The organism is Duganella sp. 3397, assembly GCF_031456625.1.
Taxonomy (GTDB): domain Bacteria; phylum Pseudomonadota; class Gammaproteobacteria; order Burkholderiales; family Burkholderiaceae_D; genus Rugamonas; species Rugamonas phyllosphaerae.
In genome coordinates this window covers 734,616-760,480 of sequence record NZ_JAVDVB010000005.1, presented here as the reverse complement: position 1 = coordinate 760,480, position 25,865 = coordinate 734,616, and the positions used below count along the sequence as shown (strand labels likewise).

General features: G+C 62.7%; 30 protein-coding genes. 22 read left to right on the top strand and 8 right to left on the bottom strand.

Translation table 11 applies throughout. The features are described from left to right. The first annotated feature begins 27 nt into the window (after positions 1 to 27). A complete protein-coding gene (locus tag J2X54_RS19690) occupies positions 28 to 942 on the top strand; it encodes a hypothetical protein (protein ID WP_310182835.1) in 915 nt (304 codons plus the stop codon). Here the strand turns inward: J2X54_RS19690 and J2X54_RS19685 are convergent. Genes J2X54_RS19685 through J2X54_RS19655 form a run of 7 tightly spaced genes read right to left on the bottom strand, consistent with a single transcriptional unit; the run spans position 939 to position 7,340 of the window. Next, positions 939 to 3,026 carry a flagellar biosynthesis protein FlhA gene (locus J2X54_RS19685; RefSeq protein ID WP_070246659.1) on the bottom strand — a complete coding sequence of 696 codons (2,088 nt, stop codon included), beginning with the start codon at positions 3,024 to 3,026 and terminating at the stop codon, positions 939 to 941. The genes J2X54_RS19690 and J2X54_RS19685 overlap by 4 nt on opposite strands. Then, positions 3,023 to 4,162: a flagellar type III secretion system protein FlhB gene (locus J2X54_RS19680; RefSeq protein ID WP_310182831.1), complete on the bottom strand. Its 1,140-nt coding sequence runs from the start codon at positions 4,160 to 4,162 to the stop codon at positions 3,023 to 3,025. Before J2X54_RS19680 ends, J2X54_RS19685 begins: the two co-directional genes overlap by 4 nt. Continuing rightward, positions 4,155 to 4,949 (bottom strand): flagellar biosynthetic protein FliR, encoded by a 795-nt coding sequence (locus J2X54_RS19675; RefSeq protein WP_070246661.1) that lies wholly within the window; start codon positions 4,947 to 4,949, stop codon positions 4,155 to 4,157. The genes J2X54_RS19680 and J2X54_RS19675 overlap by 8 nt, the downstream gene beginning before the upstream one ends. Positions 4,950 to 4,958: 9 nt before the next feature. After that, positions 4,959 to 5,231 carry a flagellar biosynthesis protein FliQ gene (fliQ, locus tag J2X54_RS19670; protein ID WP_070246662.1) on the bottom strand — a complete coding sequence of 91 codons (273 nt, stop codon included), beginning with the start codon at positions 5,229 to 5,231 and terminating at the stop codon, positions 4,959 to 4,961. Positions 5,232 to 5,248: 17 nt separating this feature from the next. After that, positions 5,249 to 6,025, bottom strand: coding sequence for a flagellar type III secretion system pore protein FliP (gene fliP / locus J2X54_RS19665; RefSeq protein WP_310182824.1), 777 nt, complete (start codon positions 6,023 to 6,025; stop codon positions 5,249 to 5,251). Further along, positions 6,022 to 6,399 (bottom strand): FliM/FliN family flagellar motor switch protein, encoded by a 378-nt coding sequence (locus J2X54_RS19660; RefSeq protein WP_070246663.1) that lies wholly within the window; start codon positions 6,397 to 6,399, stop codon positions 6,022 to 6,024. The genes fliP and J2X54_RS19660 overlap by 4 nt, the downstream gene beginning before the upstream one ends. Positions 6,400 to 6,401: 2 nt before the next feature. Next, the gene (locus tag J2X54_RS19655; RefSeq protein WP_229255237.1) at positions 6,402 to 7,340 is read right to left on the bottom strand and encodes a FliM/FliN family flagellar motor switch protein; all 939 of its coding nucleotides are present in this window, start codon (positions 7,338 to 7,340) and stop codon (positions 6,402 to 6,404) included. A gap of 604 nt (positions 7,341 to 7,944) precedes the next feature. Between J2X54_RS19655 and J2X54_RS19650 the strand changes: the two genes are divergently transcribed. The 17 genes from J2X54_RS19650 (at position 7,945) to J2X54_RS19570 (ending at position 22,117) form a co-directional block, all read left to right on the top strand. Continuing rightward, positions 7,945 to 8,289, top strand: a complete 345-nt coding sequence (locus J2X54_RS19650; RefSeq protein ID WP_070246665.1) for a flagellar hook-basal body complex protein FliE — start codon at positions 7,945 to 7,947, stop codon at positions 8,287 to 8,289. A gap of 33 nt (positions 8,290 to 8,322) precedes the next feature. Further along, the gene (fliF, locus tag J2X54_RS19645) at positions 8,323 to 10,086 is read left to right on the top strand and encodes a flagellar basal-body MS-ring/collar protein FliF (protein ID WP_310182815.1); all 1,764 of its coding nucleotides are present in this window, start codon (positions 8,323 to 8,325) and stop codon (positions 10,084 to 10,086) included. Further along, a complete protein-coding gene (locus J2X54_RS19640; RefSeq protein WP_070246667.1) occupies positions 10,070 to 11,113 on the top strand; it encodes a flagellar motor switch protein FliG in 1,044 nt (347 codons plus the stop codon). Before fliF ends, J2X54_RS19640 begins: the two co-directional genes overlap by 17 nt. Next, on the top strand, positions 11,110 to 11,820 hold the full coding sequence (gene fliH / locus J2X54_RS19635) for a flagellar assembly protein FliH (RefSeq protein ID WP_070246668.1): 711 nt from the start codon (positions 11,110 to 11,112) through the stop codon (positions 11,818 to 11,820). The genes J2X54_RS19640 and fliH overlap by 4 nt, the downstream gene beginning before the upstream one ends. Continuing rightward, positions 11,817 to 13,127 (top strand): flagellar protein export ATPase FliI, encoded by a 1,311-nt coding sequence (fliI, locus tag J2X54_RS19630; protein ID WP_070246669.1) that lies wholly within the window; start codon positions 11,817 to 11,819, stop codon positions 13,125 to 13,127. Before fliH ends, fliI begins: the two co-directional genes overlap by 4 nt. Before the next feature lie 33 nt (positions 13,128 to 13,160). Further along, the gene (gene fliJ / locus J2X54_RS19625) at positions 13,161 to 13,592 is read left to right on the top strand and encodes a flagellar export protein FliJ (RefSeq protein ID WP_310182808.1); all 432 of its coding nucleotides are present in this window, start codon (positions 13,161 to 13,163) and stop codon (positions 13,590 to 13,592) included. 144 nt (positions 13,593 to 13,736) lie between these two features. After that, positions 13,737 to 15,140, top strand: coding sequence for a flagellar filament capping protein FliD (fliD, locus tag J2X54_RS19620; protein ID WP_070246671.1), 1,404 nt, complete (start codon positions 13,737 to 13,739; stop codon positions 15,138 to 15,140). Positions 15,141 to 15,203: 63 nt separating this feature from the next. Further along, positions 15,204 to 15,599 (top strand): flagellar export chaperone FliS, encoded by a 396-nt coding sequence (gene fliS, locus J2X54_RS19615; protein WP_070246703.1) that lies wholly within the window; start codon positions 15,204 to 15,206, stop codon positions 15,597 to 15,599. Next, the gene (locus J2X54_RS19610) at positions 15,592 to 15,909 is read left to right on the top strand and encodes a hypothetical protein (RefSeq protein WP_310182801.1); all 318 of its coding nucleotides are present in this window, start codon (positions 15,592 to 15,594) and stop codon (positions 15,907 to 15,909) included. The genes fliS and J2X54_RS19610 overlap by 8 nt, the downstream gene beginning before the upstream one ends. Beyond that, positions 15,906 to 17,399 carry a flagellar hook-length control protein FliK gene (locus tag J2X54_RS19605; protein ID WP_310182799.1) on the top strand — a complete coding sequence of 498 codons (1,494 nt, stop codon included), beginning with the start codon at positions 15,906 to 15,908 and terminating at the stop codon, positions 17,397 to 17,399. The genes J2X54_RS19610 and J2X54_RS19605 overlap by 4 nt, the downstream gene beginning before the upstream one ends. Before the next feature lie 7 nt (positions 17,400 to 17,406). Continuing rightward, positions 17,407 to 17,886, top strand: a complete 480-nt coding sequence (locus tag J2X54_RS19600) for a flagellar basal body-associated FliL family protein (RefSeq protein ID WP_310182796.1) — start codon at positions 17,407 to 17,409, stop codon at positions 17,884 to 17,886. A 33-nt stretch (positions 17,887 to 17,919) separates the two neighbouring features. Continuing rightward, positions 17,920 to 18,657: a FliA/WhiG family RNA polymerase sigma factor gene (locus J2X54_RS19595; RefSeq protein ID WP_070246674.1), complete on the top strand. Its 738-nt coding sequence runs from the start codon at positions 17,920 to 17,922 to the stop codon at positions 18,655 to 18,657. 54 nt (positions 18,658 to 18,711) lie between these two features. Next, on the top strand, positions 18,712 to 19,629 hold the full coding sequence (gene motA / locus J2X54_RS19590; RefSeq protein WP_070246675.1) for a flagellar motor stator protein MotA: 918 nt from the start codon (positions 18,712 to 18,714) through the stop codon (positions 19,627 to 19,629). After that, entirely contained in the window at positions 19,613 to 20,584 is a 972-nt protein-coding gene (locus J2X54_RS19585) for a flagellar motor protein MotB (protein ID WP_229255238.1), read from the top strand. Before motA ends, J2X54_RS19585 begins: the two co-directional genes overlap by 17 nt. A gap of 45 nt (positions 20,585 to 20,629) precedes the next feature. After that, on the top strand, positions 20,630 to 20,905 hold the full coding sequence (gene flgM, locus J2X54_RS19580) for a flagellar biosynthesis anti-sigma factor FlgM (protein ID WP_070246677.1): 276 nt from the start codon (positions 20,630 to 20,632) through the stop codon (positions 20,903 to 20,905). Beyond that, the gene (flgN, locus tag J2X54_RS19575; RefSeq protein ID WP_084640542.1) at positions 20,902 to 21,378 is read left to right on the top strand and encodes a flagellar export chaperone FlgN; all 477 of its coding nucleotides are present in this window, start codon (positions 20,902 to 20,904) and stop codon (positions 21,376 to 21,378) included. The genes flgM and flgN overlap by 4 nt, the downstream gene beginning before the upstream one ends. Then, complete coding sequence (locus J2X54_RS19570) at positions 21,365 to 22,117, top strand: glycoside hydrolase family 73 protein (RefSeq protein WP_070246679.1); 753 nt, start codon at positions 21,365 to 21,367, stop codon at positions 22,115 to 22,117. The genes flgN and J2X54_RS19570 overlap by 14 nt, the downstream gene beginning before the upstream one ends. A 57-nt stretch (positions 22,118 to 22,174) precedes the next feature. Here the strand turns inward: J2X54_RS19570 and flgA are convergent, their stop codons facing one another. Then, positions 22,175 to 22,921 carry a flagellar basal body P-ring formation chaperone FlgA gene (gene flgA / locus J2X54_RS19565; protein ID WP_310182787.1) on the bottom strand — a complete coding sequence of 249 codons (747 nt, stop codon included), beginning with the start codon at positions 22,919 to 22,921 and terminating at the stop codon, positions 22,175 to 22,177. 174 nt (positions 22,922 to 23,095) lie between these two features. Between flgA and flgB the strand changes: the two genes are divergently transcribed. From flgB to J2X54_RS19545, 4 genes are read left to right on the top strand one after another with little or no spacing between them, the layout of a single operon-like run. Next, complete coding sequence (flgB, locus tag J2X54_RS19560) at positions 23,096 to 23,458, top strand: flagellar basal body rod protein FlgB (RefSeq protein ID WP_070246681.1); 363 nt, start codon at positions 23,096 to 23,098, stop codon at positions 23,456 to 23,458. Positions 23,459 to 23,487: 29 nt separating this feature from the next. Further along, on the top strand, positions 23,488 to 23,907 hold the full coding sequence (gene flgC, locus J2X54_RS19555) for a flagellar basal body rod protein FlgC (protein ID WP_070246682.1): 420 nt from the start codon (positions 23,488 to 23,490) through the stop codon (positions 23,905 to 23,907). Positions 23,908 to 23,910: 3 nt separating this feature from the next. Then, the gene (locus J2X54_RS19550; protein ID WP_070246683.1) at positions 23,911 to 24,585 is read left to right on the top strand and encodes a flagellar hook capping FlgD N-terminal domain-containing protein; all 675 of its coding nucleotides are present in this window, start codon (positions 23,911 to 23,913) and stop codon (positions 24,583 to 24,585) included. Between the two features lie 27 nt (positions 24,586 to 24,612). Next, entirely contained in the window at positions 24,613 to 25,857 is a 1,245-nt protein-coding gene (locus J2X54_RS19545) for a flagellar hook-basal body complex protein (protein WP_310182778.1), read from the top strand. Positions 25,858 to 25,865: the final 8 nt, after the last annotated feature.

Sequence of the window (25,865 nt, the reverse complement as noted above, 5' to 3'; positions counted from 1 at the left end):
TAAATCTAGATAACCAGAGCGACTCCGATGGTAGATCGTATCGGCGCCACGGCGCGATCCGTCAGCATTCCCGACCGGCATACCCAGCCAGGTCCGGTCGTGCGTGGCCCTCTCGACTCCACCAGCCGTTTCCCGGTGCCCACCCTGCCGCCGGCCGTGCCCCTCGCCAGCGGGGCCATCCTCGACGGGCCAGAGGCGCCGCCCTCCCAGCCCGGGCTGCAGGCGATGGCGATGGCCGAAGCGCTGCTCGACGGTGCCGACTCGCTGCTGTCGTCAGCCATGCGTCCCAACCAGCTCTTTGCCCGCCAGCTTACTTCGCATCCACCCGACGCCGCCATGATGGCCGCGTCGTGGCAGGTCATGGTGCGCGCCTACGGTCAGCAGCGCGCCGCCTGGCTCGAACAATCGAAGGGCCAGCATGTGCCAGCGAGCCTGTTCATGGCCGACCACAATCCGTCGGCCGTGCGCGAAGGCCGGCCCGGCCTGCCGCTGGTCACTGAATTGGAGCCATGGCGCTTTGCCGTGTTTGCTTGGGGCACGGAGCGCCTGGTATTGAAAGTGGTGGTTCGGGAAGATGAGGAAGCGGACCGCCGGCAACGCCGGCGCGCGCGCGTGGCCTTGCGTCTCGAATTGATGTTGCAAGGCCTGGGCCGGGTGGTGATCCAGGTGGAGCCCACCAGCACCAAGGGCGTGCTGATGGAGGTGGGGGCAGCGCACACCTCCGCCATGCAATACATGCGCGAAGCGCTGCCGCAACTGGCGGCGCTCGTCAACCGCTACGGCCTGACCGTGGTGCGCTGCCACTTGCGCCGCACGATACCGGCGAGCGGCCCGGAACTCGACCCCACCCCGGCGCACACCGCCCTGCTGACGGCGCCGCTGTTCAAGGCCATGGCCGACATCGCCGTCCTGCTCTCTCAGCCCCAGCCAGCGCAAGTTTAGCCGACCGTGCCGATGATGCTCACTTCGCGGTTCTCGGGAATTTCGTTGTACGACAGGACGTGCAGGCCGGGCGCAAACAGGCGCGCATAACGGGCCAGCAGCGGACGGATCTGCGGCAGCACCAGCAGCAGTGGCGGCGTCGCCTGTTGCTTCATTTGCTCGCGCGCCACCGGCATGTTCACTTGCAGCTGGGCGAGCAGGTTGGGGTCGATCGGGTAGTTGTCGAGGACCACCTTGCCGCCCTGGCGGGCCTGGTTCAGTGAACCGAGCAGCATGTTTTCCAGGTCGCCGCCCAGGTTAAATGCCTGCATTTCCGTGCGCTGGCCAAACAGCGAAGTGACGATCTGGCGCCGCAGCGCGCAGCGCACTTCGGCTGCCAGCAAGATCGGATCCTTGGTCGTCTCCGAGCTGTCCACCAGGGTGGTAGCGATCGGCACGATATCCTTCAGCGAGACGTTTTCCGCCAGCAGCACCCGAAACACGCGCAACAACTGCGTGTGCGTGAGCGACTTGTCCAGCGTGCTGGCCAGCTTGGGCGAAAGCGCGGTCAGGCGTTCGAGCATGGCCGGCACGTCCTCGTGTCGGAACAGTTCCGGCAAGTATTCACGGATCAGCTTGGACAGATGGGTGGCAATCGCGCTCGACGTTTCCACCACCTGGTAGCCGAGCCCCAGCGCGTTGGCCTTTTCGCTGGTCTCGATCCAAGTCACTGGCATGCCGTAAGCCGGCTCGATGCCGGGGATGCCATCGATGCTGCCGTACACGTTGGGCGACGGGATCGCCATCAGCCGGTCGGCAAATACCTCCGCTTGCGCGACCACGCTGCCCGACAGGATGACGGCGTACTGCGATGGCTTCATGCCGAGATCGTCGCGCACAGAGATCGGCGGCAGCAACAAGCCCATCGCTTCGGACACGCTCTGGCGGACCCCGCGCACGCGCTTGACCAGCGGCTCGCCGTGCGACTTGTCGATCAGGGATACCAGCTTGTAGCCAAGCGCTACTTGCAGCGGCTGCGTGGCCGGCAGGCTGTTCCAGTCCAGTTCGGGCGCGCCGTCCTCGCGCAGCGCCCTTTCGATAGCCTCGATGTGGGTGTTGTCGGGCGCCTTGACGCGCTGCCCCAGCTTCCACCCCACGTACGCCAGTACCAGCGCAAACGGCATGAACATCTGCCACGGCATGCCCGGCACCAGGGCCAGGATAAACATCATGCCGGCGGCGCTGAACATCACCTGCGGCGACGTCAGCACCTGGTTGCCCACCTGCTGCTCGAAGTCACCGGTGTCCGAGATACGGGTCACCAGGATGGCGGAGGCGGCCGACAGCAGCAACGCAGGGATTTGCGCGACCAGGCCGTCACCGATGGTCAGCAGCGCGTATTGTTTGAACGCATCGCCGAACGACATGTCCTGCATGATGGCGCCGATAGCCACACCGCCCACCATGTTGATGATCAGAATCAGAATGCTGGCCACGGCATCGCCGCGCACGAACTTGGAGGCGCCATCCATGGCGCCGTAGAAATCGGCTTCGGCCGCCACGTCCTTGCGGCGTACTTGCGCTTGTTCCTGATTGATCAGGCCGGCATTGAGGTCGGCGTCGATTGCCATCTGTTTGCCGGGCAGCGCGTCCAGGGTAAACCGTGCCGATACTTCCGAGATCCGTTCGGCACCCTTGGTCACCACCATGAAGTTAATGATCATCAGGATCACGAACACCACGATACCGACCACGTAGTTGCCACCGATGACCACATGGCCGAACGCCTCGATCACCGCACCGGCCGCATCGGTGCCCTCGTGGCCGTGCAGCAGCACCACCCGGGTGGACGCCACGTTCAAGGTCAGCCGCAGCATGGTGGTGGCCAGAATCACGGTCGGGAACACCGAGAAGTCGAGCGGCCGCTTGGCCGACACCGATACCATGATGACGATCAGGGCCAGCACGATGTTGAACGTAAACATCACGTCCAGCAGGAATGGCGGCAACGGCAGGATGATCATCGCCAGGATCGCCAGCAGGAACGCCGGCGTGGCGAACTTGTGGCGCCGCGCTTCCGTAATCAGCGCTTTAAAGAAATTCATGACTGCTTAACCTCGCTCATGGATGTGGGTACTGCAACTTCGGTAGGAGCCAATGGCCGGGCGTTGCGGCGACCGCTGTGGAATGCGCGCAACTGCAGCACGTAATTGAGCACCTGCGAGACCGCCTGGTACAGCTGCACCGGGATCTGCTGGTTGACCTGGCTGGTGTTGTAGATGGCGCGCGCCAGCGGCGGCAATTCCATCACTTCGATCTCGAATTCTTTGGCCAGTTGGCGGATGTACAGCGCCATCTCGTCGACGCCCTTGGCCACCACGAACGGTGCCTCGGCACGGTCATGGTCGTATTTCAGCGCTACCGCGTAATGCTCGGGGTTGACGATGACGACATCGGCCGTGGGTACCGTCTTGCGGGCGCTGCCGCGTGCCAGTGCGCGCTGCAGCTGGCGGATGCGCCCTTTCACTTCCGGACGTCCCTCGCTGGTCTTGTGTTCTTCCTTCTGGTCGTGCTTGCTCATGCGCTGGTTCTTGGCGAAGAAATACGCCTGCGCCGGCACGTCGACCAGGGCAAAGATCACGAACACGGCAACGAGCGACATCAGGCCGTCGAGCATCAGGCTGGCGCCCGCCGTAATCGCCTGCCCCATCGGCATCAGCTGCAGGCCGGTGTACGACGCGGTGGTAGCGCGCGTGATGTGGATCAGGACCGCGATGAGCACGCCTGCCTTGGCGATCGACACCAGCAACTCGAACGCATGTTTGCCGCCAAATAATCGGCCCAGGTTGGCTGCTGGACTCATGCGCGACAACTTGGGGGCCCAATTCTTGGTCGAGACTACCCACCCACCCGGAATCATGGCGCCCATCATGATGCACAGCGAGACCACAAACAGCGGCAGCACCATCTTGATGAACAGCAGCACCGAGGTGAGGAACAGCGTCGACATGGTGTTGTCGATCGCTCCCTCGCTGTCGAACGGCGCGAACGCCTGGTGGAAAATCTCGTTAATGTCGGTCATATAGCTCGGCAGCAGGAACACGAACAGCTTCAGACTGACCAGGATGCCTATCGCAGTGGCCAGGTCACGCGAGCGCACCACCTGCCCTTCGTCACGCGATTTCTTGATTTTCTGTTGTGACGCCTTTTCGGTTTTGTCACCGGTGCTCTGGTCAGCCATGTCTGCTCGCCTGCATCTGCTGGCGTATCATTTCCAGCACCTGGTTGGTCATGCTTACATAGTGTTCTGGAATGAATCGGACCAACTCGGCCAGCATCATCAGGCCGAAGATCGTGATCACCGCAAAGCCCAGCGAAAACAGGTTCAGACTCGGCGCCACCCGGTTGAGAAAGCCGAAACCGAGCTGTACCACGATGGTAGAAAACACTACCGGCAAGGCCAGCAGCATGGCCGCTGAAAAGATCCAGGCGACGTTGTAGGCCACTGTATTGAGCAGCAACGGCGAGTAGCCGTGGCCCAGCGGCCAGGCCTGAAAACTCTGGCCCAGGATGTTGGTGAGCACGAGGTGGCCGTCGATGGCAAAGAAGATGATGATGGCCAGCGTGGACAGCAGCGCCGACACCACGTCCGACGACTGGCCGTTGAGCGGATCGTTCATGACCGCCATCGACAGGCCCATCTGCGACGTCACCACGTAGCCGAGCACGCCGATAACCGACATTGCAAAGTGAAACGCCAGTCCCAGCACAAAGCCGATGATGGCCTGCTCGATGGTGGCGACCACGCCATGCATGGAAAACGGATCGATCGGTGCCACCTGCCCCCCGACTCCGCCAGTCAGCGGCAGCATGACAATCGACAGCACCAGCGCAAGCAGGATGCGTACCGTCACCGGCGTGACCACCTCGCCCAGCACCGGCGCACCGATGAACATGGCGAGGATGCGGCAGAACGGCCACCAGATGGCGGTGAGCATGGGCAGCAGATTGGCCAGGACCGGTTCCATGCGCAACAGCTAGCCGACCAGGGTGGCTGCGCGGGTGAAGATCGAGACGCAGTAATCCATCAGGTAGCCCGACATCCAGCGTCCCATCAGGATCACCGCCAGCAGGGTCACCAGCAGCTTGGGTAGAAAGCTCAGCGTCTGTTCGTTGATCTGGGTGGCGGCCTGGAACAGCGCTACCAGAAGCCCCACGACCAGGCCGGGGACGACCAGCATTACCACCAGCAGCATTACCATGTGCAGCGATTCGGCCACCAGGTCGACGGCGATTTCAGGAGTCAGCACGAGTTATCCCTTCGGCGTCAGTAGGCCTGGATACTGGTGACGAGCGTATTGACCGTCAGCGTCCAACCATCGACCAGCACGAACAGCAGCAGCTTGAACGGCAAAGAAATGACCAATGGCGAGAGCATCATCATGCCCATGGCCATTAGCACCGAGGCCACCACCAGGTCGATCACCAAAAACGGAATGAACAGCATGCAGCCGATCTGGAACGCGGTTTTCAGTTCCGACAGCACGAATGCCGCCAGCTTCACAGTAAACGCGTGCTTGGTGGGATCGGTGACGTTGTCTTCGCCGGCCAGGTGGGCGATCTGCCTGAGTGCAGCCTTGCTGGTTTGTGCCAGCATGAAGCGCGACACTGGCTGCTGGGCGATCTGCAGCGCGCTGTCGAGACCGATCTTGTCCTGGTCGTAGGGCACGAATGCCTCGGTCCAGATCTGATCGCCGATCGGGCGCATCACCAGCAGGGTGAGGATCAGCGCCACGCCGGTAATCACCCGGTTGGGCAAGCCCTGCTGCAGGCCCAGGGCCTGGCGCAACAGCGACAGCACGATCACGAAACGGGTAAAACTGGTCATCATCATGACCATCACCGGGAGCAGGCCCAGCAAGGTCATGATGATCAGGATCTGCATCTTGACCGTCAGCTCGGTCTTGGCGCCCGGCACCACGTTGGCCAGCAGGTCGACCGCGTGGGCGGCGCCCGGCAGCAGGGCGAGCGCTGCAACGAGCGCGGCGGCTGTGGTCAGCTTGCCCATCGTCAGCTTGCCAGTCATCGGCGTTACCACGGTCATGGAGTCATCAGGTCCAGGTTCAGGCCGTCGAGGTCGAGTACCTTGAGGCCGTAATTCTCGCCGGCCACCACCACTTCGGCGCGGCCGATGGCGGTGCCGTTGACCTTGATGACCAGCGGCTCGCCAGCGAGCACATCGAGCTCGACCACACTGTCGGGGCCGATCGCCATCAATTCCTCCAGCGATATGCGCGCCGAGCCCACTTCGAGCGTCAGCGTGACCGGGATCTTGCGCATCATGGCAGGCAGGTCGCGACGCGGAGCAGCTACCGCATGCGTGCTTTCGGTCAACTCTCCACCGACCTGCTCAATGATCATTTCGTCGGACAGGTCTTCCAGCATGGCGTCGTTGGGGTTGGCTACATTCATGTTCATCGTTATTCAGCGTCTTCAAAGGAGGTTAGGCAGAGCTTGCCCTTGTGCTCGGTCACAGCAGCGGTAAACAGGCGCGAGTCCTCGAGCAGGACGTCGGCTCGATGCAAACTGATCGGGATAATATCGCCGACCTGCAAGTCATACAGGCTGCCCAGCATGACTTCCTTGCTGGCCAGGCGACCAATCAGTCCCAGATGCAAGCGCTGCGCCAGCGGACCGGCGGGCTTGCGCTTTTTGGCGCCGTCCCGATCGCGCAACAGGCCGCGCAGCACGCCGGCCATCAATTGCTTGTCGAGCGCGAACCAGAAGCGACCGGCGGTCGCACCACTGTTAGCGCCCGCCAACGTGACCACGATCACCCAGGCGCCCTTGGCGGGCTGGGCGCCGGTAGTCGGCTTGAAACCATAATCTTCCACCGCAGCGCCATCATCGTCGGCCAGCGGCTTGCCGCCGGGCGGCAGGTTGGCCTCGATGCGCCCGGCCAGGGTGCCGGCCAACTGTTGCCCCAATACCACAGCGAGGCGCTCCTCGGTCGCAGTGACGCGCACGCTCGCTTCGTCCACTTCAGGCACCGAGTCACTCTTGGCGCCACTTCCATATCGATAGTTGAGTACGCTGAGCAACACTTTGCGTTCGAGTGAAAAAGCGATCTGGCCAGCGGGCGCCGCAAAGCTGAGCCACCGGCTGTTGGGCGTATTGGCGCCATCGATGCGTGAAAACTGCACATCCTCGACCTGGAAGCCGCCCCAGTAGCGCCGGTTCATGTTCAACCGCATCGACTGCATGAGGTCGTCGCGCAACTGCGCCGCAAAAATGGGCAGCAGGTGCACGGGACGACCCAGCAGTGAGGGGTCCAGAACTTGATGTTGCACTGTTTGTTTCGTCATTGTCGTATCGGGCTGGTCCGGGAAATCACACTGAATGTCACTACGCTGCATCATCTCACCTCCGGATCGCAAACAACAGGACCACGGGAGCGTACGCACCTAAAATTTATTCAATGCAACAGCATAACTGAAAGTTGGGGAGGTCCGGAAGCCAAAGCATACCCGATATTTCACATTATTGCCATTGAACAATATTCGGTTTGAATTGTGTCATCGAGAGTGTCGCGTGATGTTTACGGCGGGCAAATAAACCTTTACAGGAGTATTGCCAGCCGGTAAGCTTGGCTCGGTATTGGTTGGTATACGCTGCAACGCAACAAAGCCATAGTCATCGTGCTTAGTGAATGATTTATAACGATATTTCCTTATAGAAAACATGATGCATCGGTTTTTTGAAACGCGGCAGGTCGCTTTTGCAGGCGGCGGTCAAACGTGAAATTTTTTCGGATTTCCCCCACCATTTTTTGAACCTGATCAGCGTCCGATACACCGGGACAGGTATCTCTGTCACTGTTTGCCGGACAAAAGTGTGACATGCAGTCTGCATGTGTAGCATGGATGAGATAGCCAGTCGCACGTTGCACCACGCGGCGCTTGCTGGGTAAAGGCAATATGGCTATGTTAGGGACATCAACGCTGTAAGTAACCGGAGGTAGCAATGAGTAACGGAATCGCAGGTCTGATCCAGGCCGACCTGGCAGCGCTGACCAACGCCGCGCAAGCACTGTCGAACACTGCGGTCTCGGCCGCCAGCCAGTTCGGTGGCGCTACGCCCCACCAGGGCTTCTCGTTTGCCCAGGCTATGCAGGACACCATCGGCAAGATCAACGACGGCGATGTCGCCGCCGGCCAGAAGATGGCCGACGTCGAATCGGGCAAGAGCGACGACCTGGTCGGCGCCATGTTGTCGAGCCAGGAAGCGAGCCTGTCCTTCTCCATGCTGATGCAAGTGCGCAACAAGGTGATGGGCGGGCTCGACGAGCTCATCAAACTGCCGCTGTAATGACCCGCTGACACCGCCCGCGAAAGTTCACCCGTGATTAACACCGTCAAGACCGCCTTCGGCCGCTGGCGCGCCAGCCCGGCCGCCCTGTCCGTCTCCCCCAACCTGCTCAAGAACCTCTACCCGCTACTGCTGCTGGCGATCGGCGTGACCGCGCTGGTGCTGATGTTCCTGTGGAAGGACCAGTCCGATTACAAGCCGGTGTTCGGCGCCCGTGAAAAAGTCTCGGCGTCGGACATGATGACCGTGCTGGAAGCCGAACGGGTGCCGTACCGCGTGCACCCGGAAAGCGGCCAGGTACTGGTACCGGCCGACATGCTGGGCAAGGTCCGCATGATGCTCGCCGCCAAGGGCGTGACCGCGCAACTGCCGGCCGGCCTGGAGCTGATGGACAAGAACGATCCGCTGGGCGTGTCGCAATTCGTCCAGGACGTGCGCTTCCGCCGCGGCCTCGAAGGCGAGCTGGCGCAGTCGATCATGACGCTCGACGCGATCGCCCATGCCCGCGTGCACCTGTCGATTGCCAAGTCGAGTTCGTTCGTCTCGTCCGATGGCGACAAGTCGTCGGCGTCCGTGGTGGTGGCGCTAAAACCAGGCCGTACGTTACAGCCCGAGGCGATTGCCGCCGTGATCAACATGGTGTCGGGCAGCGTGGCCAGCCTGGCGCCGGCGCGCGTCAGCCTGGTGGACCAGGCCGGCAACCTGCTGTCGTCCCACATTGACCTGTCCGAAGGCTTCGATGGCGGCGCCGGCGGCACCGAGGCGGCCAAGCGCTACCAGGACGACGTCAAGCAAAGCATCAAGGGCCTGCTCGGCCCGGTGATCGGCGACGACAACTTCCGCCTGTCGGTGGCAGCCACCGTCAACAACGACAAGGTCGAAGAGACGGTCGAGAAATACGGCGCCGATCCGAAAGTGACCAGCGAAGCCATGCGCGAAGAGCAGGACCGCAACCGCATGACCATGGGCGTGCCGGGCACGCTGTCGAACCGTCCGCCGCCGGCCAATCCCAATCCGGCCGACGCCGCCAAGCCCGCCACCGATCCGGCCACCGGCAACGACGGCACTGCGCGCAAGAACGCCACCACGCGCCAGTACGCTTACGACCGCAGCATCACCCAGACCAAGCGCAGCCGTGGCAGCCTGGAAAAACTGAGCGTGGCCGTGGTGCTGGCGCAAGCGGCCGCCCCGACCCCGAAAACCGGCTGGAGCGCGGCCGAAATCGCCAACATCGACAAGCTGTTGCGCAACGGCCTGGGCATCAACGCCGAACGCGGCGACCAGCTGGTGGTGTCGGCCATGAACTTCCCGGCCAAGGCCGAGGTGCTGCCCTGGTGGCAGGAGCGCGACAACGTGGTCGATATCAGTTCGTACCTGATTTACGGCGCTGGCGTGCTGTTCGGCTACCTGCTGATCCTGCGTCCCCTGATGCGCCTGGTCACGATGCGCTTCGCACCCGACCCGAAGGAGCAAGCCCGGACTTCCAATGAACGCCGCGCCGCCGAAGCGGCCGCCGTGGCCGCCGCCCGCGATGCCAAAGACGCCAACGGCAACCCGGTTGCCGCCATCCCGGGCAGCCCGGCGGTGCCGGCGCTGGGCGCCGACGGCCTGCCGGTGCTGCCGGGCGCCACCGGCCCGACCACCATGGTGCCGCTGCTGGAAAACTACGATCTGCCGCCACCAGGCTCGGCGGTGGACGTGATGGTCGATCACCTGAAAGTACTGGCCGCGAAAGAACCGGAACGCGTCGCCGAAGTCGTCAAACAATGGATGCAGAAAAATGGCCGAACTCAATAATTACCAGGATAACGACGACGGCGAATTTGGCGCCACCGCCAAGCTGACGCCGGTCGAGCAAGCCGCCATCGTGCTGCTGAGCATAGGCGAGGAGCCGGCCGCCGCCGTGCTGCGCTGCCTGTCGCGCGAGGAGCTGATCGAAGTCACGCAAGTGATGTCGCGCATGAGCGGCATCAAGGTCGAGTCGGTGAAGACCGCGATGCAGACCTTTTTCGACGACTACCGCCAGCAGTCGGGCGTGCACGGCGCCTCGCGCAGCTACCTCAAGCGCTCGCTGGACCTGGCGCTGGGCTCCGACCTGGCCAATACCGTCTTGAACAACATCTACGGCGACGAGCTGCGCCCGAAAATGGCGCGCCTGCAATGGGCCTCGCCCAAGTGGCTGGCCGAGTACATCTCCAACGAGCACGTGCAGATGCAGGCGGTGTTCCTGGCCTTCCTGCCGCCGGCGCTGGCCGGCCAGATCATCGACGCGCTGCCGCAAGAAGGCCGCGACCTGGTGCTGCTGAACCTGGCGCGCCTGGACGAGATCGACCGCGACCTGCTGCAGGAGCTCGATGACCTGGTGGTGCGCTGCCTCAGTTCGTTCGATTCGCAAAGCACCAGCGTGGAGGGCATCCGCCAGACCGCCGAGATCCTCAACCGCCTGCCGGGCAACCGCGCGCAGATGGTCGAACTGCTGCGCGCCCATGACCCGGAAGTGGTGTCCAAGATCGAGCTGTCGATGTACGATTTCCTGATCCTGGCCAACCAGTCCGAGAACGCGCTCTCCCGCATCATCGAGGAAGTACCGCTCGAACAGTGGGCGATTGCACTCAAGGGCGCCGAAGTGTCGATCCGCGACGCCATCCTCAAGACCATGCCGAAACGCCAGGCGCAAGCGTTCGAGGACATGATGCGCCGCGCCGGCCCGATGCCGATGTCGCGCATCGAGCAGACCCGCCAGGAAATCATGAATACCGTCAAGGCACTGGCCGACAACGGCGAAGTCGAGATCCAGCTGTTTGCCGAACAGGTGGTTGAATGAAGCAGTTCCGCGCCTACCGCTTTCCGCCGCTGGCCCAGTTCACCAGCATGGCGCAGCAGCGCGCCACCGCCACTGGCCACAGCGGCGGCGACGCCGGCGCCCAATGGGCGGCGTCGGTCACCGAAGGCTTCGAGCAGGGCCAGCGCGACGGCTATGAGATTGGTCTCGCACGCGGCCAGGAAGACGGCTACGAAGCGGGCCGCAACGCCGGCCAGCAGCAGGGCCGCGAAGAAGGCCGCCACGAAACCCTGGTCGCCTACGACCAGATGGCGCGTCCCGTTGACGCCATGCTCAAGAGCTTGAAGAAGCTGCGTTCCGACTACCGCGCCGCCCAGCGCAAGGAAGTGGTGGACCTGGTGGCCAAGGTGGCGCGCCAGGTGATCCGCGCCGAACTGGCCTTGCAGCCGGTGCAGCTGATGTCGCTGGTGGAAGAAACGCTGGCCTCGATGCCGCCCACGCGCGAAGAGATCGACGTCTTCCTCAACCCGGAAGAACTGAAACGCATCACCGAGCTCGATCCAAAACGCTCCAAGAAATGGAACCTGATCGGCGACGCCCGCCTGGAAGTGGGCGAATGCCGCATCAAGGCTGGCGATAATGAAGTCGATGCCGGATGTCATCAACGTCTTGCTGCGGTCATGGAACAGGTCGATAATCAGTTGCAGGCCGTCGATGGCGGCGATGACGAAACGGAGAGCGAACAGTGATCGCCGACGCCTTGCGCAATCTCGAACTGGGCACCGTCCCCATGGCCACCCCCACGGGCCGGCTGGTGGGCGCGTCCGGTTTGCTGCTCGAGGCGGTCGGCTGTCCGCTGCACACCGGCCAGCGTTGCCAGATCGAGACAGTGGGCGGCGACTGGCTGGACGCCCAGGTGGTCGGTTTCCGCGACAAGGTGTCGTACTTGATGCCGTTCAAGAAGGCCGTGGGCCTGACCACCGGCGCACGGGTGTTGCCTTCGCCCGACAAGATCAACTTGCAGATTGGTTCAAGCTGGCTGGGCCGCATGGTCAATGGCATCGGCGAACCGATCGACGGCCTGGGCAAGCTGAGCGGCGATTTCCCGCTCGATTCGCAGCCGCCGCGCATCAATCCGCTCAAGAAAAAACCGGTGACCGAGCCGCTCGACGTCGGCGTGCGCGCCATCAATTCCATGCTGACCCTCGGGCGCGGCCAGCGGGTGGGCCTGATGGCTGGCTCCGGCGTCGGCAAATCCGTGCTGCTGGGCCTGATGACCCGGCAGACCGTCGCCGACGTGGTGGTGGTGGGCCTGATCGGCGAACGCTCGCGCGAGGTACGCGAATTCGTCGACATGTCGCTCGGTAAAGAAGGTCTGCAAAAGGCGGTGCTGGTGATCGCCCCGGCCGACGAGAGCCCGCTGATGCGCATCATGGCGACCGAGCTGTGCCATTCGATCGCGGCGCACTACCGCGACCAGGGCAAGAACGTGCTGCTGCTGGTCGATTCGCTCACGCGCTACGCGATGGCGCTGCGCGAAGTGGCGCTGGCGCTCGGCGAGCCGCCGGCCACCAAGGGTTATCCGCCGTCGGTGTTTTCCGCTCTGCCCCAGCTGGTGGAATCGGCCGGCAACGGCGAGAACCAGGTGGGCAGCATGAGCGCGATTTACACCGTGCTGGCCGAAGGCGACGACCAGCAGGACCCGGTGGTCGATACCGCGCGGGCAATTCTCGACGGCCACATCGTGCTCACCCGCGAGCTGGCCGAGCGCGGCCACTACCCGGCGATCGATATCGGCCAGTCGATCAGCCGCTGCATGAGCCAGGTGATTACGCAGGACCACATGCTGGCGGCGCGCGCGCTCAAGGCCAGCATGTCGCGCCACGACCGCGTGCGCGACCTGATCCCGCTCGGCGCCTACGTGCCGGGCGCCGATCCGGTCACCGACCGCGCGGTGATGCTGCACCCGCGCGTGGAACAGTTTTTGTGCCAGGGCACCAAGGAAGAAGCACCGTACGAGCCGTGCATCAACCAGCTCGAAACCTTGATGCGCTGATGAAGTGAACCTGACCCAAGCGAGACCGACACCATGAGCCAGCACAACATCCGCAACCTGACCACCCTGGTGGCCCTGCGCAACACCGAAGTGGAGCGACTGCAAACCGAGATGGCCGAAAAGACCAGCTTGCGCGATCGCTACCAGAAAAACCTCGACCGCCTGACCGGGCTGTACGTGAACAGCGGCGCCAGCGGCAACCTGCACCCTGCCCTGGCCGGCAACTGCGGCGACTACAAGCAAGCCGTGATGGTGATGGCCGACAACCACCGGGTGGACCTGCATTTGCACGAAGCCGACATGGCCGTCTCGCAGCAGGCGCTCAATGCGGCGTGGGCCAGGCGCGAAGTGCTGGGCAAGGTACTCGACAAGCAGCACAAGGTCGTGCAAAAAGAACAGCATTCCAAAGAACGCAAGCAGCATGACGAATTGGCAACGCAAGCGTGGTGGCGCGGCCAAAAGTAACATTGTCGGAAGTTTCTCAGTGCGACACGCCGGGTGCGTCGTCCACGCAACACCTAAAAAAAAGTTAAAAATCTTTTCATACGGAAACGAATTGGGTCGCCTTGTATCAGGGTACACTCACTTATCCTTGCAGGAGCATGAACCATGGCAACAGTTATCACCAGTCCGACCTACGATCCGGTTACCACGGCGACCAACCTTGCCAACTCTTATGTCGCGCCAACCAAGGCGATTCTCGACGCCCAGGCCGCCAAGGCGAAGGCCAATTCAGCTGCCCTGTCCACGCTCGGTTCTGCACTGAGTGCGTTCCAGACCGCGATGGCGTCGATCGCTAGCGGCACCAAATCGGTTAGCGCCAATTCTGCCACCTTCAGCAACACCGCCATTGCCACCGGCACCGCCAACACCAAGGCCACCGCCGGCACCTATTCGTTCTACGTCGAGCAACTGGCCACGGCTGGCCAGGTGTCGTATTCCGTACCTAACACCAGTCCCGCCACGCCCGGAAAGTTCAACATTGCCATGGGCGACGGCACCACGTTTGAAGTGTCGCTCGACGCTGCGAACACCGATCCGGACAGCCCGAACGACCTGACAGCCAAAGAAATCGCCGCCGCCATCAATGCCGCGACCGGCAACAATTCGCGCGTGACCGCCTCTACCCTGACCATCAACGGCGCTACGCAACTGGTACTGAGCTCCACCAAGACTGGCTCGGCGAACGCGGTCGCTTCGATTCAAACCGCCGGCCTGGCCGATCCGGCGCTGGCCACTGCGCTGTCGAGCAAGACCACGCTGTCAGCCGCCAGCAACGCCATCGTCTGGGTAGGCGCCAAGGGCACTGGCACCAAGATCGAGCAGGCCACCAATACCTTCAGCATCGTCGACGGCGTCTCGTTCACGGTCAATCAGGCCCAGGGTGCGAACGACGCGCCGGTGGTGATGAAAGTCGCCTCCGACACCAGCGCCACCGCCGCTAACGTGCAGAATTTCGTCACCGCCTACAACAACCTGCTGGCTGCGTACGGCACCGTCACCAAGGTGGGCGACCCGGCCGCCGGCACCGCCAGCGCGGCCCTTGCTGGCGACTCGGCTGTCAAATCGCTGCGCGACCAGCTCAACGCAGCATTGCGCACCGCCACCGGCGGCCAGTCGCTAATCAGCTACGGCATTACCGCCAGCCGCGACGGCACCCTGTCGCTCGACTCGAATCGCCTGACCAAGGCAATGGCCGCAGACCCCGAAGGACTGGACAAACTGTTCGGCCGCGCCACTGCGCTGGGCACCACCGACAGCGGTGTACTCGGTTCGATGAACAAGATTGTCAGCAACTGGACCAGCTCGGTCAACGGGGTGCTCGGCGCGCGCAAAAGCGCCAACGACAAGGTGCAGCTCGATACCACCAAGCGCCTGGCGACACTCGAAGGCCAGTTCAACAACGCCTACAAACGCTACCTGGCGCAGTTCACCGCGCTGCAGCAGCTGCAGTCGTCGATGACCAACACGTCCAACCTGTTTACTGCGCTGTTCTCCAGCGAATCGTCGTAGCACTCATTACAACCGTCGCAATCCGGAGCGCACCGCCGCTCCTTTTTACCCTAGGTGTACACCATGCTGAACCAAGAAGCTTATAGCAGTTATCACGCCACCAACCTGGACGCCCAGGTCGCCCGCGCCTCGCCGGTCGAACTGGTGCTGGTGCTGACCGACGGCCTGCTCGAAGAACTGGCGCGCGCACGCGGCCACATCGTCGGCAAGCGCTACGAGCTCAAGGCCCACAGCCTGAACAAGTGCACCGATATCATCAATGGTTTGTCGAGTTCTCTGGACTACGACAACGGCGGCGAGGTCGTGGAAAACCTCGGCCGCCTGTACGAATACTGCGCCAGCCGCCTGTATACGGCCGGTATCAAGCTCGATCCGACCATCATCGATGAAGTCACGGTACTGCTCAATACCATCAAACGCGGCTGGCTGGGCGTACAAGCGAAGGCCAGTGGTGGATAGACAACGTACGCTGCTCTCGCTGACGCAAAAAATGCATATCGCGGTCGAGGGCGAGGACTGGAAGATGTTGGCAGCTATTAATACGCTGCTCGCCTCGACCTTGCCCCAGATGGCTACGCAGGGCCCATGGCAAGTAGCTGAAAAGGCCGCGCTCGCGGGGCTGCGCCAGGTACACCAGGAAGCTGTGCGTCGCTGCGACCTTGCCACCGTGGAAACGGGCCGCAAACTCAGCGAATTACAGGCAAATAAAGAAGGCTTGCTCGCCTACGCCCTTGACAGCGAACTAGCAGAAAACGGAACCATCGCATGACCATCGCCATCGCCATCCAAACTACCACTAACGCCGCCAATAACGGCGCCACCGGTGTCGCTCCAGCACCCGCAGACATCATCGCTGCTACCGGTACGCCGCGCGCCGAGGCCCAGCCAGCCACGCTCGCTGCACGCTTCTCCGAGAAAACGGACGTCGGCGGCGCGTCCTTGTTTTCCAGCTTGCTTGGTTCGAATGATGCCGGCAATCCTGCCACGACCAGCGCCGAGGACGTCACCGATCCTGGCACTGACGCCGAGACGTCCGCCGATCAGGCCACGCTCCTGGGCGCCATGACCGCAGGCGTGTACGCGTCACCCCCCATCCTGGGACCCGCTCCGGCACAGACAGTGGCGCCGCTGGCGGCATCAGCGCCAGTCGACGCGACACAAACGATACCGGACGTCGTTCGTAGCGACAGGGTTGCCATTGCAACGCTATATCCTTCAGCGACGCCATTCAACCTCACAGCTGCCAATATTGCCGTTTCCCCGCCTGTCGGCGCAGCGCCACAGGGCGGCTTCACCGCCTTGCAGGATGCCAGCCAACAGAGCCTGGCACAGCAGGCTACGCGCGTAGCCGATGTCGCGGCAGCCTCCGTCAGCAATGCGCAAGCCGAAGTCAAGCCGGTTGCGTTCAATCCGATGCTGGCGGCAAGCGCCGGCAGCATGCCGGTGGCGGCAATGGTCGTACCTGCAGCCCCTGCTCGTGGTCCGGTCCCAGCCGCAACGTTGAACAGCCGGGGTGCCAGCGACGTCAAGCGGGAAGAATCGAACGCAGCGGCCATGACCGGCGCGGCAGTCGCCTTCGTGCCGCCCGTGCGCGAGGCAGCTGCGGCGCAAGCTAACGGAGGCGCACTGCCTCGCAGCACCGCAGGCGCAGCGGCTAATCACGCCGACAGCGCTGCCGGCACGCCCGTTACCGGCACTGGCGCCGCTGGCCGCGACGATGGTCTGGCAGCGGGTAAATTCGCCACCGCGCTCGCGAGTGCCAATCTCCCTCCAGCGGCCGTGGCGTCCACCGCGCCGCCGGTTGCAGGCAACGTGCCGGTGAAACTCGCCGGCAATCCGGACCAATGGCAGCAACCGCTGCGCGAAGCGCTGGGCGAACGCCTGCAGGTGAATTTGCAACGCAACAACAATCAGGCAGTGATCCGGCTCGACCCGCCAAACATGGGCAGCATCGAGATCTCGATCCGCCAGAGTGCCGCCGGTCTGCAGGTGAACCTGTCGGCCAGCAACAGCGAGGTCGTACGCCAGCTCAACGCCATCGGCGATACCGTGCGCCAGGACCTGTCCACGCGCCAGCTCGCCGAGGTGGCGGTCACTGTCTCAGCCTCCCGCCCACAGGCGCAGTCTTTTGCCCAGGGCCAGCAGGACGGAGGCCGCCAACAGCAGCAAGATCAGCAGGAACAGCGCGCTCGCACCCCGGGTCGTGCGCTGTACCAGGACGGCGCAGTCCCAACCTTTGCCATGAATGACCAGGAGTAATCTGTAGATGAACAAGAAAATAATTGTCGCGATTGCGCTGGTCGTCGTAGTTGGCGCGGCCGTGGCCGGTGGTGCGTTCTGGTATATGTCCAAGGGCGCCGACCACGCGGAAGAGACCTCTGCCGATGGCAAGAAGGCCGCGAAGAAGGAAGAGAAGAAGAAGGAAGGCCCGCCGAAGTACCTGACGGTGGACAAGGTCATCATCATGCTCAAGCGCTCGCCTGGCGACACCACTGCCCACTACATGTCGGCCGACCTGGTGATCACCACCGACGAGAAGACTGCGGGCCGGGCCAAGGAACATTTGCCGATGTTGCGCAGCGTGGCCGTGCGCACGCTGTCCAGCCTGCCGCTGGCCACCGCTCAGAGCATGACGATCGACCAGTTTGCAGCGGAATTGAACAAGGCTTTCGACGCAGCGTACGAGCACGATGGCATGGAAAAGCCGTTCAGCGATGTGATGATAGGCAAGCTCATCATTGAGTAAGCCGCAGCGAGCATGGTTAACAGTGGAGCGGGCATGGCCTATGTAGAGCAGTTTGGCAATGCGTATGCCGATGGTTACGGCGACGGCAGTGACGGCGCGGTGGCCGTGCACAGCCCGGCCGACGAGCAGAAGTACCTGTTGTCGTATGCGCCGCTGGTCAAGCGCATCGTGCGCCAGCTTAACTCGCAGGTGGCCGGTGCGATCGACCGCGACGACATGGAACAGATCGGGCTGATCGGCCTGCTCGAAGCGCTGCGCCGCTACGGCACGCCCGATGAAACCTTCGGCAGCTATGCCAGCTTGCGCATCCGCGGGGCGATCCTCGACGAGCTGCGGCGGCAGGACTGGCGGCCGCGCGCGGTCCGCCAGCAAAGCCACAAATTGCGCGACGGCGTGCGCGCGCTGACCCGCAAGCTGGGCCGTGAGCCCAACGAGCAGGAAATCATGACCGGGCTGTCCCTGACGCCCGAGCAATACCAGGCTTACCAGCTCGACGAGAACGCCGAGCTGATCGCCAGTTTCGACGAAGTGCTGCAGGAAACCGTGGGACAGGACAGCGCCCCGGGGCCGGAAGAGCAGTTGATGGTGCGGCGCAGTCTCGAGCAAGCGTTGCGCAGCCTCGACGAACGTGAGCAGCGGGTGGTGCAGATGTACTACGAGTTCGAACTGAGCTACAAGGAAATCGCCGCCGTGCTGGACCTGACCGACGCCCGCGTCTGCCAGCTCAACAAGGCGGCCCTGAACAAAATGAAAGCCGTGCTCGCCGCCTGATGGCGGCCTCCACGACCAGGAATTCAAGAAAATGACGCGGAAAGGCGAATCATCATGCAGCAACTAGTTGGCATCCTCATCATTTTAGGTAGCGTGTTCGGCGGCTTTGCCCTGATGGGCGGCACCTTCCACCAGATATGGCACCCGCTGGAACTGGTCGTGATCGGCGGTGCCGGCCTCGGCGCACTGGTGCTGGGCAACCCGAACCACGTGCTCAAGGAGCTGATGACCCAGATCAAGAAGATCATCATCCGCAAGAAGTACGACTCCGAATTCCAGCGCCAGTTATTGCTGCTGATGTACGAACTGCTGCAACTGGCCGCCGGCGGCCTGAAAGCGCTGGACGCCCACGTCGAAGCGCCGAAGGACAGCCCGCTGTTCCAGCGCTATCCGCGCGTGCTGGAAGAGCCGAAACTGCTCGCTTTCATCGTCGATAACTTCCGCCTGATGGCGATGGGCAAGATCAACGCGCACGAACTCGAAGGCGTGCTGGACCAGGAACTGGAAGCGCTCCACACCGAGCTCGAACAGCCGGCCAAGTCGCTGGGCAAGATCGGCGAAGCGATGCCGGGCTTCGGCATTCTGGCCGCCGTGCTCGGTATCGTGATCACCATGAGCACCGTCAGCCAAGGCGCCACCTCGGGCGAGATCGCCGAAAACGTCGGCGCGGCCATGGTCGGCACCTTCATCGGTATTTTCCTGTGCTACGGCCTGATCGATCCACTGTGCAATATGCTCAAGCAATTGGTCAACCAGGAAGCGTCGAACAAGGAAACCGTCAAAGTGGTGCTGGTGACCCACGTGGCCGGCAAACCGGCGTTGTTGGCGATCGACTCGGGCCGCCGCCTGGTACCGCTGAACATCAAGCCGAGCTTTGCCCAGCTCGAGCGCTGGATCAATGACCTGGAAGGCCGCGACAGCGAGCCGGCCGACGACAGCCGCCGGGGAGGTCGTGGTGCTAAAGCCGCATGACAAAGCGCATGACCAGACCATCATCAAGCGTGGTGGCGGCAAGCACAAGCACGACGACCACGGCGGCGCCTGGAAGGTCGCATTCGCCGACTTCTGTCTCGCGCTGATGTGTCTGTTCCTGGTACTGTGGCTGATTGCCGCCCGCAATACCGAGGCACTGGAACAGGTCATGACCGAATCGGACGGCGCCAAAACCGACCAGGGCAAGGGCGTGATGCCCGAGCAGGTGGGCGGTCCGCGCGGCAGCCTGATTGACCGCTTCCCGATGCCACATACCGGCAGCACCGACACGCCCGGCGAAAAGCTGGCCCAGGGCGAGCCGTCGGCTGCCCCTACCGACGCCAAGGTCAAGTACGACAGCCCGGACGATTTGCAGGCGCTCTCCAAGGCGCTGACCAAGATGAGCGCCGACTTTGGCCTGACCTCCAACCTGGAAGCGGTGGTCACACCTTACGGCTTGCGCGTGATGCTGCACGACACCGACAGACAGGGCATGTTCGTGCGCGGCAGCGCCGTGCCGACGGACAAGTTCCGCGCTCTGCTGCGCAAGATGGGGCCGCTGTTCGCGAAGATGGAAAACCAGATGCTGATCGTCGGCCACACCGATTCGATGCAGTACGCCGACACCAGCTACGCGGCGTTTTCGAACTGGACGCTGTCGGCCAACCGCGCCATGTCGGCCCGCGCCCAGTTGCTTGCCGGTAGCATGAACGCCGAATCGGTGCTGCAAGTGGTGGGCATGGCCGACCGCGCACCGCTCGACGTCAAGCGCGCCGACGCCGGCGTCAACCGCCGCATCGAGCTGCTGATCCTGACCACCAGCCAGGCCAAAACCATTGCCTCGATGTTTGGCATGCCGGACCACACGGTGCCGCTGACCGACCAGATCAACACCGCCCTGCCCGATCCGGGCCTGCTGCAAAAACTGCGCGATTCGCTCGGCCGCAACAACTGACGCTACAATAACGCCATGCAAACCAAGCCAACCAGAGGCACCCGTATGAGAATCACCAGTTCGACCCCGGACGGCATGGTCGTCCAGCGCGTTGCCGAGCCGGCGCCGGTGGACGGCGCCGAAGCTGCAGCCGCCCCCGCGTCGTCGGCGCCGCTGCAGTCGGCGGTGATGCAGCCGGCGCTGCAGGCAATGCGCGACATGCCCGAGATCGACCAGGAGAAAGTGGACATGCTGCGTGATGCGCTGGCCAAGGGCGAGCTGCCGTTCGATCCCGCCAAGCTCGCGGGCCTGATCCAGCGCTTCCACGGAGTGGAAAAATGAGCAATGCTGCAGCCCGAGCGTCGCCCGCGTCTCGTTCACCGACGCCATCGCCGGCATCGCGCCAGGACGCCATGCGCGCACTGCTGTCCGGTATCGCCGCCGATCTGCAAGCTTACAGCGCACTGGCGGCAGTGCTGGAAGAACAGTTCAGCGCCGCGCTGCGCCATCAGGGGCCGCGCCTGGTTGAGATCGTCGAACAGCTCACTACCGCAGTGGCAGTAGTGGATGCCAGGCGCATCGAGCGCGTTGCGCTAGCGCAACACCTAAACGGTCCCCAGGGCACCATGGCACAGGCATTTGCCTTGCTCAAACCGGCAGCACGCGAGAAAATAGAAGCTGACTGGCTGGCGCTCGAAGCGCTGGTGATCGAGTGCAAGCGCCTGTCGAAGCGCAATGCCGATCTGCTGGTCGAACAGCATGGCATCATGCAGCGCGTGTTGCATGGCGAAGAACATACCTATGAGCCAATTTAATTCCACTGCTTTTACTGCCGCCACAGCGGCGACCACCGCGAATATCAGCCCAACCCGGCCTACGGCCGGCTTCGGCAGCGCGGTGTCGACCGGTGCGTTCTCCAGTACCTTCCAGCAGGTGCAGAACGATGTGGCTGGCTATATCAGCCGGGGTGACGGTGGTTTCAGCAACAATCTTGCCCCCTCCTCTGCACAGGCCATGCAGTTGGCGGCACTCAATGCACGCCAGGTGGGCGGCGCTATCGACGATGGCGCCGTGGACAGCGAGAGCCGCCAACAATTCCTGGCCTCGGTTAAGCCCTGGGCCAGCGAGGCAGCCGACAAGCTGGGCGTCGCGCCCGAGTTAGTTGTGGCGCACGCGGCACTGGAGTCCGGCTGGGGGCGCCAACCGCTGCGCAAGGGTGGTATCGACACCAACAACCTGTTCGGCATCAAGGCCGGCGGCAACTGGCAGGGAGAGGTCGCCAGCGCCACTACCACCGAGTTCGAACACGGCGCCATGCTCAAGAAGACCGAGCGTTTCCGCAGCTATCCCGATACGGCAAGCGCCTTCCGCGACTATGCCGACATGCTGGCCGGCAATCCGCGCTACCAGGCCGCGCTCAATACCGGGGGCGATGCCCGCGCTTTTGCCAACGGCCTGGCGCGCGGCGGCTATGCCACCGACCCCGGCTACGCCGACAAGCTGGCGCGGCTGGCTACGCAGTTGCAGCGCGCTGCTGCTTCCGCTGCGGACTGACTCCGGAACAGATACGCCGGACTGCAAGCTCCCGCAACAGGGTCCGCCCGTGCGGCGCTAGCGCGCTGGCGGCATGTCTGCCGGCTGTACCTCGCCCGGCCCCGTCACCCTGGCACGGATGATATTGCCACTCGAATTACGCACGCGTACCTGGCTGCCCTTGGCGCCCGCATCCATCGCTTCGCCCGACATGGTTACCGTGACCTGGTCGCGCGTGGCGATAATATTAACCAGATCACCACGCTTTACCAGCACTGGCGACGCCAGCGAGCCGGTGCGTAAAACCTCGCCGACGCGCACTGTGCGCTTGGCGCTCATCCCAACCACTTCTTTCGGATCCGAGACACTGTCGCTCAAGGTGGAGATATCATGACGCTCAAGCAACAGGTCTTCATCGGTAATGACTTTGCCGGCGCCGATCTCGTTGGCAGCGAGTACGATGCGCGCTGAAACCTTGGCCCGCACCACGAACTCGTAACGCCAACCGCCACCGCGCGCACCGTCCCCGGCGCAGATGGCGTTAAAGCGCATGCGCGATGGCTGCCGGCTGTCGGCTGCCTCCACCGTCACTTCCTTACTGCAAGCGGCGAGCGGGCGGCTGCCACGGACCACTTCGATGTCAAATTCGGCTTCCTGCAGGCCGCGACTGTCGGCCCAGCGCAACACATGTTCTCGCGCCGCATTCTCTACCAGCAGAGGGACTTTATCTGCAGAGACCGGTGCGGCGTGCGCGGAAGTGTTAAAAATTATGCTTCCGGTTAGCAACATTCGGCTCAAAGCAGTTACAATAGTTTTGTTGAACATGGGCAATACCTCTACTATGATGCAAGCGAAAGCGCCCCTGAAGGCAGACCGACATTCTACATGTCGAGCAAGATTGCCATAAGGATTATGGCACAAAGTTACTATTAAGAAACACCAATTAACAGTTACATAGTACCCCACAGTTACACCATTCGACCCTGCAAGGAGAACACCATGGGCATCAATTTCAACCAAGTTACCGGCGTCCACGCCGATGCGCTGCAGCTGCGAGCCGAACGCACCCGCATCCTGGCCGCCAACCTGGCCAATGAAAACACCCCGGGCTTCCAGGCGCGCGACATGGACTTCGGCGCCGCCCTGGCCAACCTGCAGGCTGAAGCCACCGGCGAACTCGGCGGCGATGACGAAGCGGCGAATATGTACCGTGTGCCGTTCCACCCCACGCGCGACGGCAACACCGTCGAACTCGGCGTTGAGCAAGCGGCGTTTTCGCAAAACGCCGCCGACTTCCAGACCAGCCTGACCTTCGTGAACATGAAGCTCAAGGGCCTAGCCAAGGCCATCGCCGGTCAATAAGACCGCACCACCAATCGCAAGGGAACGACATGTCGTTTAAAGATATTTCCGAGATCGCCGGCTCGGCAATGGCCGCACAGAGCGTGCGTTTGAATACCATCGCCTCCAACCTGGCCAACGCCGACGCCGTGGCCGGCAACGAAGGCGAGACCTACCGCGCCCGCAAGCCGGTGTTCGCCACCATGATGGGCGCAGACAGCAATGGCATGTCGATGGGCGGCAAGGTGCAGGTGCTCGACGTGGTCGAGTCGGCCGAACCACTGCGCAAGGTGTACGAACCAGGCCACCCGATGGCCAATGCCGACGGCATGGTGTTCTACCCAAACGTCAACGAAGTGGCGGAGATGGCCGACATGATGTCGGCCTCGCGCGCATTCGAAACCAATGTCGAAGTCCTCGGACGTATCCGCACGATGCAGCAATCCCTCCTCAAACTTGGTGAAAGTTAAGTCATGGCAGTCAGTCTCCTCAACAACGGCACGACCACGAGTAGCACCGGCCTCAGCAACGGTGTAACGCCGAACACGGCCAGCGAAGCCTCCGACATGTTCACCAAACTGCTGGTGGCACAGATCCAGAACCAGGATCCGCTATCGCCGTCGGACCCAGCCCAGTTCGTCCAGCAATTGACGCAGCTGTCGCAGACCGAGGCGCTGCAAAAGCTCTCGACGCTGACCAGTGCCAACTCAAGCATCCTGCAAAGCATGCAGGTGCTGTCGCTGGGTGCGCAGGTCGGTTCGGACGTGATGGCGGAAACGCGCCAGGTACGCATCGACGGCACCGCCCCGATACAGGGCCAGGTAACGCTGGAAGCAAGCAGCGCCACGACCAACCTTGTACTCAAGGGCGACGACGGCAGCGCGTACACCATCAAGCTCGGCACCGTAGCGCCTGGCAATGTACCGTTCACCATCGACCCGGCCAAGCTGGGTTTGCCAGCAGGTACCTACAGCATGGCGGTGGAAACAAGCACCAAGGAAAGCCCTGCGATCGATATCCAGGGCCGCCTGAACAGTGTACGCATCTCCGCTGCCGGCGGGGTGGTGCTCAACGTTGCCAACCTCGGCGAAATCGATCCGGGCGCGATCACCGCGTTCAACGGCAAGACAGCTTTAGCCATTCAATAATTCACTCTCTTTCGAAGGATCTCCATCATGAGTTTCGATATCGCATTGTCTGGCATCCAGGCTATCAACGAATCCCTCAACAGCACCAGCCAGAATATTGCCAATGCCGGCACCTATGGCTACAAGGCTGAACGCGCCAACTTCTCGTCGCTGGTCTCCGGTGAAGCCCAGGTGGGCGTGACCATCGGTTCCGTGACCCAGAACATCAGCAAACCGGGCGGTATTCTCAGCACCGGCCGCTCGCTGGACGCCTCGATCAACGGCTCCGGCTTCTTCATCGCCAAGGACGCCAACACCGGCCAGACCGAGTACACCCGCGTGGGCATCTTTGACGCGTCGAAGGAAGGCTTCCTGATCGATGCCCAGGGTCGGCGCGTACAGGGCTACCCGATCGATACCGCCACCGGCACCCTGGGCGCCGTCGGCGACCTGCCGATTCCAACCGGTGCGATTCCGGCCGTGGTGTCGGCCAAAATGAACTACATCGGCAATATGTCGGCGGACTGGGCAAAACCGCTCGGTACCTTCAACACCCCGCCGATCACGCCTGCCACTCCGCCGGAGCCGAACACCTTCAATATGTCCAAGGCTACCGTCGTCTACGACACCCTGGGCGGCAAGCACACGCTGACCCAGTATTTCGTACGCGACAATACCGATCCTAACCTGGTCAACGTCAACTACGTGCTCGACGGCGCGCTGGTGTCGGGCGCCACCACCGCGCTGAAATTCGACCAGAATACCGGTGCAATGGCAAGCGTCAACGCAGTAGCCGACGACACCATCTCGACCATCGCCCTGAACGTCACTGCCGCCAACGGCGGCAAGCTGGGCAGCATCGCCATCGACTACGCCGGTACCACCGGCTTCGCCGGCGAAGCGACCACATCGACCAACAGCGCTGACGGTTACGCGTCTGGCACCTTCACCAGCGTGGCGCTGGGCAGCGACGGTTCGCTGATTGCCACGTACACCAACGGCCAGAAACAGACTGTCGGCCGCCTGGCGATGGCCAACTTCGCCAACGAAGGCGCCTTGACCACCGTCACGGGCACCAGCTGGGTGGAATCGGTAAGCTCGGGCCAGCCGCTGGTCAACGCTCCCGGGGTGGGCATGGCAGGCACCATCAGTGCATCGTCGCTGGAACAGTCGAACGTGGACATCACTTCCGAACTGGTCGGCCTGATGACGTCGCAGCGCAACTACCAGGCCAACTCGAAGGTCATCCAGACCGAGAGCACCATGTTGCAATCGCTGATGCAAGCGATCTAAGGTAACGC

Coding starts and splice junctions, on each gene's coding strand:
- fliJ (WP_310182808.1), top strand. CDS start 13,161: ATGAGCCAGCACAACATCCGCAACCTGACCACCCTGGTGGCCCTGCGC.
- J2X54_RS19660 (WP_070246663.1), bottom strand. CDS start 6,399: ATGAACATGAATGTAGCCAACCCCAACGACGCCATGCTGGAAGACCTG.
- flgM (WP_070246677.1), top strand. CDS start 20,630: ATGAGAATCACCAGTTCGACCCCGGACGGCATGGTCGTCCAGCGCGTT.
- flgN (WP_084640542.1), top strand. CDS start 20,902: ATGAGCAATGCTGCAGCCCGAGCGTCGCCCGCGTCTCGTTCACCGACG.
- fliH (WP_070246668.1), top strand. CDS start 11,110: ATGAAGCAGTTCCGCGCCTACCGCTTTCCGCCGCTGGCCCAGTTCACC.
- J2X54_RS19600 (WP_310182796.1), top strand. CDS start 17,407: ATGAACAAGAAAATAATTGTCGCGATTGCGCTGGTCGTCGTAGTTGGC.
- J2X54_RS19680 (WP_310182831.1), bottom strand. CDS start 4,162: ATGGCTGACCAGAGCACCGGTGACAAAACCGAAAAGGCGTCACAACAG.
- flgA (WP_310182787.1), bottom strand. CDS start 22,921: ATGTTCAACAAAACTATTGTAACTGCTTTGAGCCGAATGTTGCTAACC.
- J2X54_RS19655 (WP_229255237.1), bottom strand. CDS start 7,340: ATGATGCAGCGTAGTGACATTCAGTGTGATTTCCCGGACCAGCCCGAT.
- J2X54_RS19570 (WP_070246679.1), top strand. CDS start 21,365: ATGAGCCAATTTAATTCCACTGCTTTTACTGCCGCCACAGCGGCGACC.
- flgB (WP_070246681.1), top strand. CDS start 23,096: ATGGGCATCAATTTCAACCAAGTTACCGGCGTCCACGCCGATGCGCTG.
- J2X54_RS19690 (WP_310182835.1), top strand. CDS start 28: ATGGTAGATCGTATCGGCGCCACGGCGCGATCCGTCAGCATTCCCGAC.
- J2X54_RS19685 (WP_070246659.1), bottom strand. CDS start 3,026: ATGAATTTCTTTAAAGCGCTGATTACGGAAGCGCGGCGCCACAAGTTC.
- J2X54_RS19550 (WP_070246683.1), top strand. CDS start 23,911: ATGGCAGTCAGTCTCCTCAACAACGGCACGACCACGAGTAGCACCGGC.
- fliD (WP_070246671.1), top strand. CDS start 13,737: ATGGCAACAGTTATCACCAGTCCGACCTACGATCCGGTTACCACGGCG.
- motA (WP_070246675.1), top strand. CDS start 18,712: ATGCAGCAACTAGTTGGCATCCTCATCATTTTAGGTAGCGTGTTCGGC.
- fliS (WP_070246703.1), top strand. CDS start 15,204: ATGCTGAACCAAGAAGCTTATAGCAGTTATCACGCCACCAACCTGGAC.
- J2X54_RS19675 (WP_070246661.1), bottom strand. CDS start 4,949: ATGGAACCGGTCCTGGCCAATCTGCTGCCCATGCTCACCGCCATCTGG.
- J2X54_RS19605 (WP_310182799.1), top strand. CDS start 15,906: ATGACCATCGCCATCGCCATCCAAACTACCACTAACGCCGCCAATAAC.
- J2X54_RS19640 (WP_070246667.1), top strand. CDS start 10,070: ATGGCCGAACTCAATAATTACCAGGATAACGACGACGGCGAATTTGGC.
- J2X54_RS19545 (WP_310182778.1), top strand. CDS start 24,613: ATGAGTTTCGATATCGCATTGTCTGGCATCCAGGCTATCAACGAATCC.
- J2X54_RS19595 (WP_070246674.1), top strand. CDS start 17,920: ATGGCCTATGTAGAGCAGTTTGGCAATGCGTATGCCGATGGTTACGGC.
- fliP (WP_310182824.1), bottom strand. CDS start 6,025: ATGACCGTGGTAACGCCGATGACTGGCAAGCTGACGATGGGCAAGCTG.
- flgC (WP_070246682.1), top strand. CDS start 23,488: ATGTCGTTTAAAGATATTTCCGAGATCGCCGGCTCGGCAATGGCCGCA.
- J2X54_RS19650 (WP_070246665.1), top strand. CDS start 7,945: ATGAGTAACGGAATCGCAGGTCTGATCCAGGCCGACCTGGCAGCGCTG.